This is a genomic window from Paenibacillus sp. FSL W8-0187 (assembly GCF_037969755.1).
Lineage (GTDB): Bacteria > Bacillota > Bacilli > Paenibacillales > Paenibacillaceae > Paenibacillus_AQ.
The window spans coordinates 6,176,697-6,189,252 of sequence record NZ_CP150206.1 but is presented as its reverse complement, the minus strand read 5'-3'; the positions used below and the strand labels follow the sequence as shown (position 1 = coordinate 6,189,252).

Genomic DNA, 12,556 nt, shown 5'->3' with positions numbered 1-12,556 from the left:
AATCATAGAATCATGCTATAGATATTAGGGCTGGTCCGCAAACAGTTTGACGAGATCTTCACAATTACCGGGCATATGTCCTTCGGTCAGCAATCCCATCACTTGGCTGGCACAGTGGTCGGGCTCCAGATGCGGTATGCGACGCCGGCCTGCTCCGTTACGTTTCTTACTTACCTGATCATAATGATCGGACAGCAGGTTCAGCCATTTGTCGATCACGGCAGGAGAGTCCAGAATTTCCGCATAGCCTTCGCTGACAAAGAAATGGGAATTCACTTCTTCCTGTCCCGGAATAGGCTCATAGAACAGCATAGGAATTCCCTTGGCAGCTCCCTCTGTACACGTCATCCCACCTGGCTTCGTAATGAGCAAATCGGATACTTCCATAAGTTTATGTATATCGTCACGATAACCGAGAACATGAATGTTGGGATGCTGAAAGATCGGGTCTTCGCGCATGCTGGCAACCAGCTTCTCGTTCTGTCCCATACAGAAGACCAGCTGGATATCGTCGGCTCTGCTGGCTAGTTTGCTGAGCAGCTCCTTGTTGAATACGAGACCCCAACCGCCCCCCATTATCAGCACGGTTGGCATGTTCTTCAGTTGAAGCTCGGCTTGAAGCGCTTCTCGATTACCCCTTTCCCAGAACTTGGGATGCACCGGAATACCGGTCACATGAATGTATTCGGGCTGAATGTCCCGCAGCAGCAGCAGCTGTTTCACATGAGGTGTTGATACGAGATATTCATCCACTTCCGGATTGACCCAGGTGCCATGGGCATCATAGTCGGTAATCAGCGTATAGAGCGGAACCTCAAGCCCCTGACGCTTCAGGCGGGAGACCACAGCGTTAGGAAAGGGGTGGGTACATATGATGAGATCCGGTTTCAGCTGCTCGATCACCTGCTGGGCCTGCGCATAGAATATCCGGTGCAGCGCGAGCCGCGTCAATCGGTTTAACGATTTCTTATATTGCGAACGGTACAGCATGCCGACAAGGCGCGGGCGGGTGCTGACGGTTTTTCGATAAGCGGATAAAATTAACGGCCCCACGGTTGGATTTAAAAAATTGCCGAGCTCAATGACACGGCAGTGGATGCCGGGATTCATCCGTTGTATACCTTCAGCCAGCGCATACGCTGCTTGCGTATGTCCTGTGCCGAAACCCTCGGAAAAGAGGAGCACTCTTGTATATCGCATGGTTTCACCTACTTCTTTCTCCCTCTATCTTACAAAACAGGAATCATTTTTTGAAGAGCGGCGCGAAAAAAAAGAGTATGCATCATAAGTATACGCGCGAAAGGGAAAAGCATTTCAATTATTTTACGGCTAGGAGTCAGAGTGTACCCTTACCTTAGACGTCATGATCAGATTTGAACCCTGCATATAAAATATTAAAAAATTTAACGAAAAGATATTGCAATGAATCCGATTATCTGGTAAAGTGATTTTTGACCGAATGACCGAAAAAGTATTTTGGTCAGTTTTGGAATGAAGGCCAAATTTAAAAGATCAAGAAGGAGGGGTAAGCATGTCAGCTGTGGACCGTCGGAAGCAGGTGCTAGATGCTGCCTCCAAGTCGTTTGCTTTGTTCGGATATAAAGCGACGACGATGGAACAGGTGGCGAAGATTGCGAATGTAGGGAAAGGTACGATTTACACGTTTTTCACGAATAAGGATGAACTGTTTGACGAGATTTTGCTGTCGGCCATTATGGAGATGAAACGTATTGCCGAGCGCGAGATCCAGAAGGACAGAGATTTCTTCGACAATCTGTATCGGGTGCTGGATGCGCTGCTTGAATTCCGAAGCGAGCATGAGCTGTTCATTAAGCTATCGCAAGAAGTCCGGGATATCGGCACGCCGAAGGCACATGAAGGGTTGACGAAGGTGGAGAACGGAATCGTCGGGTATCTCGAGGGGATTGTGGAGCAGGCCATCTCAATCGGTGAGCTCAAGCCCCTGGATGCACAAGTGGTATCCTTCGTGATGCTGAAGCTGTATGTTGCGCTCACGACGGACTTTAATCAGCTTCACAAGCCGCTGAGCAAGGAACAGATTAAGGAATATATGATGGTGTTCCTGGCTAACGGGTTGAAGGCCACTTCATAAGAAGGATGCAAGAACCTCCTTCGTGATGAGGAAGGCGGACTCTCTAGGCTTGAGGGATCGTCTTCCTTGCCAGGGATCGTTTTTTTTGGCCCGAATTGACTAAATGAGGATATTGGTCATTATGTACTGGAATGTGATCTGCGAGAATGCAGATTCATGTCGGCTGGTTATCTAGAGAAAAAAAGGAGAGAGACTGGATGAAGTCATTATCTGTATTTGGAAAAGATCTTGGCGCTGCCGTTCGGAATAAAAAAATACTGATTCCGATCATCGCGGTGCTGTTCATACCGGTCATGTATAGCGGTATGTTTCTCGGGGCCTTTTGGGACCCGTACGGAAAGATGGAGGATTTGCCCGTTGCGGTCGTCAATAATGACCAGGGCGCTGTTTTTGAAGAAAAGACGCTTCACGCTGGTGAGGATTTGGTTGCCGAGCTGAAGAAGGGAAAAGATTTTAATTGGCAATTCGTTGATCGGCAAGAAGCTGAGCAGGGCATGAAGGATAACAAATACTACATGACCATCAGCATTCCCGAGAATTTCTCACAGCAGGCGACAACTTTAATGGATGAACATCCGCAGCCTGCGCAAATCGTGTTTGAGCCGAATGAAGGGTACAACTTCCTGGCAGCTCAGATCGGTGGATCTGCGGTGAAGCAGATTCAGGCCAAGGTGTCCGCGAAAGTGACGGAAGCCTATACGGAAACCCTGTTCGATCAAGTAGCCAAAGTATCCGATGGCTTGAGCGAAGCGGGAGACGGCGCGACCAAGATATCCGAAGGTGCCGTAAAACTCGATGATGGCGCCGTGAAGTTGAAGGAAAACTTGGCTAAACTTGTCAGTGGCACACAGGAGCTTCAGGATGGAATCGCACCTTTGACCAAAGGCGTGCAGGAACTGAATAACGGTGCAGGCAAGTTGAATACAGGAGCGGGCACCCTCGCTTCCGGCTTAGATCAGCTCAAAGCGGGTCACAACAAGCTGCAAGCAGGAGCTGAGGAAGCGAGCAAGGGTGGTGCGAAGCTGCAAGCGGGGATTGAATCTGCCGCAGCGGGCAGTACCACTCTGAATAACGGCTTGCAAGCCAACCAGGCAGGGGCTTCGCAGCTTGCAGCAGGCGCGAAAAGCGCTCATGATGGCAGCAGCAGTCTGAAAGCCGGACTGAATCAATCGCTGGAGGCTACGGCTTCCTTGGAGCAAGGTGCCAAAGCCGTTGCAGACGGATTGAAGAAGCTGGCTGAGAGCAATCCGGAGCTGGCGCAAAGTCCGGAGGTTCAGCAGCTGCTGGCTGTGAGCCAATCCGTTGCCACTGGCACAAGCGGGTTGAATGCCGGCCAGAAACAGTTGGCACAAGGCGCATCCGAGCTGAATCAAGGCACGCTGCAGCTGCAGGAAGGCGCTGGCAAGCTGAGCGCAGGAGCGAACCAGCTGGCTGAAGGCGGCAAACAGCTCGCAGCTGGCGGTCAAGAGCTGCTGGCTGGTGCCAAACAGCTGAACGCTGGCCAAAAGCAATTGGCTGACGGCATGAAGCTGTTCGGCACGAAGCTGAGCGAAGCGGCAGCTGGCGGTAAACAGCTCGCAAGCGGCGCAGCGACCCTTTCGCAAGGGACGCAGCAGCTAGCTGGAGGAGCAGGCAAGCTCGGAAGTGGTGTTACAACGCTTGCCGACGGCTCGAAGAAGCTGGATTCCGGAGCTGGTGAGCTGGTAAACGGAATGAATGAATTGAAGGAAGGCAGCGGAGAGCTTGCAGGCAAGCTGAACGAGGCTGCCGACAAGACAGGCGATATCAAAACAACCGATGAAACGGTCACCATGTTTGCCGGTCCGGTACAGGTTGAAGAGCACAAAGTGAACGAAGTGCCGAACTACGGTACGGGATTCGCACCATACTTCCTGTCGCTCGGTTTGTTTGTCGGAGCCCTGCTCTGTACAATTATTATGCCAATCCGCAGTGCATCGGTACCGAATGCATCGGGCTGGAACAGGTTTGTCAGCCGTACGCTCTCCTTTGCCGGTATGGGATTGATTCAAGCGCTGCTGGCAGCGGTCGTCATGCTGTACGGATTGAAGCTTGAGGTACAGAGCGTTCCGCTCTTCTATCTCTTCTCTATCATTACAAGCTTGTCGTTCATGTTCCTGGTGCAAATGTTCGTAACATGGCTGGATCAGCCTGGACGCTTCGTCGTCATCGTTATCCTGATCCTCCAATTGACAACAAGCGCAGGCACGTTCCCGGTAGAGCTGATTCCGAACTGGATGAAAGCATTGAATCCGCTTCTGCCGATGACTTACAGCGTAAAAGGATACAAGGACGTCATTTCCACAGGAAGCTTCGACGGCATGTGGGCCAATGTTGGTGTACTGGCCGGATTCGGTCTCGTATTCCTGGCACTGACCGCTGTGTACTTCCTGGCTACTCGAAACAGCAAGAAAGCAGCAGACACCGATACAGCGTTGACTGCATAAGTAAGATAGCTATTATATGAAGGAAGAGGACTTCCCCGAAGATCGATCAGATCTCGGGGAAGTCTTTTTTTTGAAGAGATGTTGGGAGCGGGAGGGTGTTTTAAAAGAAGAAAAGGCCCCTTTCGAATATGAAGGTGAAGTGTAAATCTGAGCGGATGGTTGTGTGGAAATGAGAGAAGGTGAACAAAACCGCCTGTTCGGAATGTTTTATTTGCATGTTTTTTTGCACTATTATACATAAGTTTTAACAGTGTATTGGGATAACTCTCATAAAAACAATTCTTATCAAATTCATAAAAACTTTGAATTGCCTGCACTGTATGACGGTGCTAAAATATATAGAACTAATAAATCTTACGTGTTAGGTAAATGTTACCCCTTGCCGCTTTTGCACAATACTGCATCGCCTCGTGACAGTGTGTTCACTGCAGGAGAGGATTGATGTCCAACCTTTATGTTTTCTGTTATTGATCAGCAGCATTTTATTCTATACAAAGAAAGGTTGCATCTTATGAAACATACTGATTTTCCCCAGAAACAGGGCCTCTATGATCCGCAGTTTGAAAAAGATGCTTGCGGTATGGGTTTTGTTGCCCATATCAAGGGTAAGCCATCCCATGAAATCGTTAGCAGCGCGCTGACCATGCTTGCTAATATGGAGCATCGCGGCGGTCAGGGCAGCGAGCCGAACTCCGGTGACGGTGCTGGGATTATGTTGCAAATTCCTCACTCTTTCTTCTCCTTCGAAGCAGCGAAACTGGGCTTTGAGCTTCCCGAAGCCGGGCATTATGGTGCCGGCATGCTGTTCCTATCCCATGATCCTGCTGTCCGTTTGGCCCATGAAGACCAGTTGGCTTCGATTATTGCTGAAGAAGGTCAGACCCTGCTTGGATTCCGTGATGTCCCAACCCATGATGAAATGCTGGGTAAATCAGCAAAAGCGGCAAAGCCGTATGTTCGCCAAGTGTTCATAGGACGAAGCGCCGACATTCAGGATGATCTCTCGTTCGAGCGCAAGCTGTATGTCATCCGCCGTCGGGCCGAGCTGGCTATCCGTTACAGCGGCAAGCCCGAAGGCGATAGCTTCTATGTGTCCAGCCTTTCCTGTCGGAAAATCGTATACAAAGGCATGTTAACGACGGAGCAGGTGGGGGAATTTTACTTGGACCTGCAGGAAGAAGGATTGGAATCCGCTATCGCGCTGATTCACTCCCGTTTCAGTACGAACACTTTCCCAAGCTGGGAACGTGCGCATCCGTACCGCTTCATGATTCACAACGGCGAGATCAACACGCTGCGCGGGAATGTCAACTGGATGCACGCCCGTCAATCACTGTTTGAACATGAACTGTTCGGAAGCGATCTGGAGAAGGTTAAACCTGTCATCAATCCGGACGGATCCGATACCGGTATGTTCGATAATACATTTGAATTCCTGTATCTCAGTGGTCGTTCCCTGCCGCATGTGGCCATGATGATGGTCCCTGAGCCGTGGAGCAACCATGAGAGTATGGATAAGACCAAAAAAGCATTCTACGAATACCACAGCACCCTGATGGAGCCATGGGACGGCCCGGCCGCAATGGCGTTCACGGACGGTGTTCAGATCGGGGCTACCCTGGACCGGAACGGACTGCGTCCATCCCGTTATTATGTAACGAAGGATGATCTGATCATTCTGTCCTCCGAAGCGGGCGTACTGGATATTCCGCCGGAAAATGTGCTGTATAAGGACCGCTTGCGTCCTGGCCGGATGCTGCTCGTTGACACGCAGGAAGGCCGGATCATCTCCGATGAAGAAGTCAAAGCGAGTATCGCCGCTGAACTTCCGTACTCTGAATGGCTGGATGAGCATCTGGTAGAGCTTCATGATCTTCCTGAACCACCGGAACTGCCGGATCCAAAGCATGAAAATGTACGTCAGCTGCAACAAGCCTTCGGTTATACGTATGAGGAGCTGCGCAAAGTAATCGAGCCGATGGCGATCACGGGTGCGGAAGCTGTTGCATCCATGGGATATGATGCACCGCTCGCGGTGTTGTCCGATCGTCCGCAACGGCTGTTCAACTACTTCAAGCAGATGTTCGCCCAGGTGACAAATCCGCCGATTGATGCGATTCGTGAAGAACTCGTCACTTCAACCGCAACAACGATCGGTCCGGAGCGTAACCTGCTGAAGCCTGAGCCCGAAAGCTGCCGTCACATCCGTCTGGATTCGCCGGTGCTCTCAAATGAAGACTTTGCGAAGCTGCGCCACATTCGTCGTCCCGGCTTCAAATCCATGACCATTCCGATTTTCTTCCCGGCAGCGGAAGGTGCAGAAGGGCTTCGCCAAGCAATCGAAACCCTTTGCGAGGCAGCGGACCGGGTCATTGTCAAGGGCCATAACATCTTGATCTTGTCGGACCGCGGCGTGGATAAAGACAATGCTGCAATTCCATCGCTGCTTGCCGTTTCATCTCTCCATCATCACCTGATCCGTCAGGGAACCCGGACCAAGGTGGCGATCCTGCTTGAATCCGGTGAGCCTCGTGAAGTGCATCATTATGCCCTGCTGCTGGGTTACGGCGTTAGCGCGGTCAATCCGTATCTGGCGTTCGAAACACTGGATGACATGATTGCGGAAGGCATGCTTCGCGGGATCTCGCATGAGAAAGCCGTGAAGAATTACATTAAAGCGGCAAACAAGAGCGTTGTCAAAGTGTTGTCGAAAATGGGGATCTCCACGATCCAATCTTATCGCGGGGCCCAAATCTTTGAGGCTGTCGGCCTCAAAGAAGATTTCGTAGAAAGCTATTTCACGCGGACGCCATCCCGTATCGGGGGCATTGGGCTGGAAGAAGTGGCCAAGGAAACTCTGGCCCATCACGAGCGTGCCTTTACCGATAAGGATGGGAACGATAAAGCGCTGGATTCAGCCGGCGAATATCAATGGAGAGCTGACGGGGAAGAGCATTTGTTCAACCCGAGAACCATCCATTTGCTGCAGCAGGCTGTCCGAACCAATGACTATGCAACTTATAAAAAATATGCAGAGCTTGTGAAAGGGGAGAATGAGCAGCATCTTACGCTGCGCTCACTGCTCGAAATCAAGCCAGCCGGCGAACCGGTACCCCTGGATGAGGTTGAATCCGTAGAATCCATTATGCGCCGATTCAAAACGGGCGCGATGTCATTCGGCTCGATCAGCAAGGAAGCGCATGAGAGTATTGCGATCGGGATGAACCGCATCGGAGGCAAGAGCAACACGGGTGAAGGCGGAGAGGATCCGGCACGTTTCATCCCGGAGGCCAATGGCGACTCCCGCCGCAGCGCCATCAAGCAGGTGGCCTCGGGACGTTTCGGCGTAACCTCCAACTACCTGGTGAATGCGGACGAAATCCAGATTAAGATGGCGCAGGGCGCGAAGCCGGGTGAAGGTGGACAGTTGCCGGGCCGTAAAGTGTATCCTTGGGTAGCCGAGGTTCGTGGTTCGACGCCAGGTGTTGGCCTGATTTCGCCGCCGCCGCATCATGATATCTACTCCATTGAAGATTTGGCGGAGCTTATTTACGACCTGAAGAACTCCAACCCGCGTGCGGATATCAACGTGAAGCTTGTATCCGAGGTGGGTGTGGGGACGATCGCTGCAGGTGTTGCGAAGGGCCGCGCGGACATTATTCTGGTCAGTGGTTACGATGGTGGAACGGGGGCTTCGCCGCAAGGCTCGATCCGACATGCGGGTATGCCTTGGGAGCTTGGCCTTGCCGAGACCCATCAGACACTCATCATGAACAATCTGCGTGACCGCGTTGTGCTTGAGACGGATGGCAAAATGCTGAACGGACGCGACTTGGTGGTAGCGGCTCTGCTTGGGGCCGAAGAGTATGGCTTCTCTACGGCACCATTGGTTGCCGTCGGATGTATCATGATGCGTGTCTGCCAAATGGATACCTGTCCGGTTGGCGTAGCCACGCAGAATCCAGAGCTGCGTAAGAACTTTACAGGAGATCCGGAGCATGTTGCCAACTTCATGCGCTTTGTCGCTCAAGACATGCGCGAGTTGATGGCAGAGCTTGGTTTCCGCACCATTAATGAGATGATTGGACGTACCGATTGCCTGGATGCCGTCAAAGCGGATCATCACTGGAAGAAGAAAGGTGTGGATATCTCCGCATTGCTGTATACGCCGGAGCTTCCGGCAGGCAGCACTCGCTATCGCAGTCAAAGACAGAATCATGGTCTGGAAGAAACGCTGGATATGCGTTCACTGCTCAGCAGCGCTGCGCCTGCATTGGAATCGGGTGCAGCGGTGGAAGGAACGTTCCCAATCACAAACGTGGATCGTGCAGTGGGTACCATACTGGGCAGTGAAGTCACGCGCAAATACGGCGCTGCCGGACTACCTGAAGACACGATTCAATTTAACTTCGTGGGTTCCGCAGGCCAGAGCTTTGGTGCCTTTGTGCCGAAAGGGATGACGCTGACGGTGGAAGGGGATGCGAATGACTATATCGGTAAAGGCCTTTCCGGCGGCAAGCTGATCGTGAAGCCTTCGCCAAAAGCAACCTTCAAAGCCGAGGAGAACATTATTGCCGGTAATACCGCGTTCTATGGTGCTACAGGCGGTGAAGCCTACGTAAGAGGCATTGCTGGTGAGCGCTTTGCCGTTCGCAACTCGGGTGCGAACATTGTGGTTGAAGGCGTTGGTGATCATGGCTGTGAATACATGACCGGCGGCCGGGTAGTCGTGCTCGGCGAAACCGGACGCAACTTCGCGGCCGGGATGTCTGGCGGTGTAGCCTACGTCTATGATCCTGAAGGAACTTTTGTGGATCGCTGCAATCTGGAGATGGTACTCCTTGAGCGTGTGGAGGAAACAGTAGAAGCGGAAGCACTCCATCATCTTATCCAGCAGCATGAGCAGTACACCGGCAGTGTGCCGGCACAGCAAATTCTAGGAGATTGGGATCAGGCGCTCAGCCGTTTTGTCCGTATTATTCCGAAAGATTACAAGCGCATGCTGCTGCATATCGAGAAGGCTCAAGACCAAGGCCTGGCGGGTGAAGCTGCACTCCTCGCCGCTTTTGAGGCGAATATGAAAGAATTGGCTCGTACAGGGAACTAACATCTGATGTTATGATATTAGAAACCATATTGTGTTCTTTAATGAATGCAATGTGGTTTTTTTTCATATATAAATAAGTTACGATGAGTCTTATTAAGAAATTTGTATTTTCAACAAAATATTTCAAAAGAAAATTCGACAAAATTAGAACCGGAAGCATAGGACAAAGGCTCCATAAGACGACAGCATCATGTGGATTCGTTGGTTATAATATTGGTAAGTAAGTTGTTTAATAGGTTGTTGCTGTATACATGTAATTTCAACAAGTATGAGCAGCTGGGATGGAGAGGAAATTATAGATAAGCGAGGTAGTTGTGGAAATGAGTGTGGACAAGGAGAGAGGCTCCGGAAGCACCGAGCAGCGGCTTGACCAACAGAAAACGAACATCGACATCAATAAGCTCATGACTCAATTGGGAATCCATCCTGATAAATGGCTGCAAATGGAGGAATTACGAAAAGATTAGATAGGGTCTCATGGTGACGAGAAAATCCCCGACATGTTGTGATAGTAGTATCCTACACGTCGGGGATTTGTAGTTCTTGGGCGTAAAGCCGTTATTTCATGGCTCGTTCCATGCGAACAAATGCAATAAATCGCTTGGCTTCATCTTCAGTGAGCTTGCGGCCGTCCACTGTAAGGTTAAAGCGTTCCAATAAATCCTCATCGGATAGTTCAAGTCCGTCCACAAACGATCGAACCTCCGCATCAAGCACCGTCTTTTCCTGTGTCGTTCTCCCGATCAGATAATCTATGGATACGTCAAACAGATCTGCCAGGCGGGTCAATGTTTCGAAATCGGGCTTGCGCCGATTTTTTTCATAATGGGATAGTGCAGCACGTGTAATACCGACAGAGGTAGCGAGCTCTTCCTGAGTCCACCCATGTTGTTCACGTAATTCAGATATTCGTTCTCCGTAGTTCACGCATTGATCCCCCTTTCGAATGGCTTGTATCTATAGAAGTTAATTGAATAGATCTATAAGTTGAAATTGCCGGTTTATTATATACATAAAAAGACTACTTTTTATTGACTAGATACAATATGTATCGTATTATAAACATTAATAAGATACATATTGTATCTGCAATGTAAAGGTTTGGGTACAGTTAGTATCATTTTATCCAGTGCAGAAATGTCCCATACCAAAAAATTATAATAAGGAGCGGATGAGTTACCTCCAATGTTACGAGAACGGCAACACCAAATTACAGTAAAGATTAGAGTCATGCAGATCGGGGAATTAACCATTCATGGGAAAAGTCATTCCGTTACACCGCTTGAGTTGCTGCCAAGTGGTCTTGTATTCCTATGCCCTTGGGAAATACCGATTCATTCTAATGTTATATTGGGTTACGAAATCGATGATAATGTGGATCATATTCTGCTTTCAGGCCACATTGAATCAAGGGGACTCTTTTATGGACGCCAATTGTATCATACGGAATTCTATACAGATGGCGATAAAAAGACCCGTATCGTGGGTATGTTGAACCGAATGATGTTCGGTCACAGCGAATCGAATAAAATGAGTCTCTATAACTGAAACGTAATTCATGGATAGCCTGCAGCGAACAGGTATTCACGATGAATCATTATCATGGTTTATTGATATTCTACTATATTTATGTTGCTTGGTCATTAGTTCTTTTACCTTAAATCCTTGTGCATGATGTGGGATGGGTTTAGATTATCGTTGTTTTTCTCCTACTATAAATAAACTTGTTTATATGATTTCATATGCAGATTTATATTCAATCTTGAATTGGAGTTGTATATTTAGTTCATTGTAATCATGAAACCTCCTCGATACATATTTCTGCGAGTTCTTTATCCCCTGACCCTTGTTCACTATGAATTCAACGTATTTAATGATTCAACATTGACCTTTAACGGAACAGGATAAGGTCAATGCAATGGAGGGCATCACTGGATGAAAATGAGAAGGAAATGGGTCCTGTGGCTTCTAGCTATTCTTATACTGCTGCCTTCTGCGTATCTTCTGTATACGTATCAATCCATTAAATCGACAGCTAATCGGATTTACGAAGAACGGGAGCCTTCGCCTGTAGTCCCAACCTTCGTACAGGATCGGACGACAATTCAGGTCGGCGATAAAAATATGAGGGACGCTGATCCATTTACTGTTCTGGTTTTGGGCGTAGACCAAAGGCCCTATGATCGTGGGCGATCCGACGTCATGATATTAATGGCAGTAAACCCTGCAAAGGGGTCAGTACTGATTTTTAATATCCCACGTGATACGAGGACTGATATTGTAGGACATGGAACGGTGGATAAAATCAATCATGCCTATGCCTTTGGAGGCGTTGAGATGTCGGTCAGCAGCGTCGAGAATTTTTTGCAATACCCTATCGATTACTACATTAAAGTAGACATGGAGGGCTTCTCCAGCATTGTAGATTCATTGGGTGGAGTCACCGTAAATAACAATATGGGGTTCGCATATGCTGGCTATGACTTTGATGAGGGGAAGTTGAACTTAAACGGTGATGAAGCACTGGCATTCTCGCGTATGCGCTTTGAAGATCCTAATGGAGACTTAGGTAGAAATACAAGGCAACGGGAAGTTCTGAAAGGGATCTTAAATAAGTTAATAAGGATTTCGACTGTGTTTAAACTGGAATCACTTCTGGATAACATTGGGAGCAGTGTCAAAACGGATATTTCGTTTGAAGAGATGAAGATGTTTGTAACAGAGTACCGTCAAAAACTGAAAAGGGTTGAGCAGGTTGAAATTGCTGGCCACGGTCAAAAAATGAATGGAATTTGGTATTATATCGTCGGTGATCAAGAAAGAGAAAAGATAACGTCTACTTTAAGAGCGTATATGGAATGACTCGTAACA

Annotated in this window: 8 protein-coding genes; 6 read left to right on the top strand and 2 right to left on the bottom strand. The window is 49.1% G+C overall.

Features of this window, described 5'->3' with window-relative positions:
• Positions 1-24 precede the first annotated feature (24 nt).
• Positions 25-1,200 carry a glycosyltransferase gene (locus tag MKY48_RS28020; RefSeq protein WP_339267839.1) on the bottom strand — a complete coding sequence of 392 codons (1,176 nt, stop codon included), beginning with the start codon at positions 1,198-1,200 and terminating at the stop codon, positions 25-27.
• Between the two features lie 331 nt (positions 1,201-1,531).
• Between MKY48_RS28020 and MKY48_RS28015 the strand changes: the two genes are divergently transcribed.
• From MKY48_RS28015 to MKY48_RS28000, 4 genes are all read left to right on the top strand, one after another.
• On the top strand, positions 1,532-2,113 hold the full coding sequence (locus MKY48_RS28015; RefSeq protein ID WP_076324739.1) for a TetR/AcrR family transcriptional regulator: 582 nt from the start codon (positions 1,532-1,534) through the stop codon (positions 2,111-2,113).
• A gap of 197 nt (positions 2,114-2,310) precedes the next feature.
• Positions 2,311-4,578 carry a YhgE/Pip domain-containing protein gene (locus MKY48_RS28010; protein WP_339267837.1) on the top strand — a complete coding sequence of 756 codons (2,268 nt, stop codon included), beginning with the start codon at positions 2,311-2,313 and terminating at the stop codon, positions 4,576-4,578.
• 511 nt (positions 4,579-5,089) lie between these two features.
• Positions 5,090-9,685 carry a glutamate synthase large subunit gene (gltB, locus tag MKY48_RS28005; protein WP_339267835.1) on the top strand — a complete coding sequence of 1,532 codons (4,596 nt, stop codon included), beginning with the start codon at positions 5,090-5,092 and terminating at the stop codon, positions 9,683-9,685.
• 320 nt (positions 9,686-10,005) lie between these two features.
• On the top strand, positions 10,006-10,152 hold the full coding sequence (locus tag MKY48_RS28000) for a hypothetical protein (RefSeq protein ID WP_179090689.1): 147 nt from the start codon (positions 10,006-10,008) through the stop codon (positions 10,150-10,152).
• 91 nt (positions 10,153-10,243) lie between these two features.
• Here the strand turns inward: MKY48_RS28000 and MKY48_RS27995 are convergent, their stop codons facing one another.
• Positions 10,244-10,612 (bottom strand): helix-turn-helix transcriptional regulator, encoded by a 369-nt coding sequence (locus MKY48_RS27995; protein WP_076324736.1) that lies wholly within the window; start codon positions 10,610-10,612, stop codon positions 10,244-10,246.
• A 258-nt stretch (positions 10,613-10,870) separates the two neighbouring features.
• On the opposite strand from MKY48_RS27995, the gene MKY48_RS27990 reads away from it, so the two are divergent.
• Both MKY48_RS27990 and MKY48_RS27985 read left to right on the top strand, forming a co-directional pair.
• Entirely contained in the window at positions 10,871-11,233 is a 363-nt protein-coding gene (locus MKY48_RS27990; RefSeq protein WP_339267833.1) for a hypothetical protein, read from the top strand.
• 387 nt (positions 11,234-11,620) lie between these two features.
• Positions 11,621-12,547, top strand: a complete 927-nt coding sequence (locus MKY48_RS27985; RefSeq protein ID WP_339267831.1) for an LCP family protein — start codon at positions 11,621-11,623, stop codon at positions 12,545-12,547.
• The last annotated feature ends 9 nt before the right edge of the window (positions 12,548-12,556 follow it).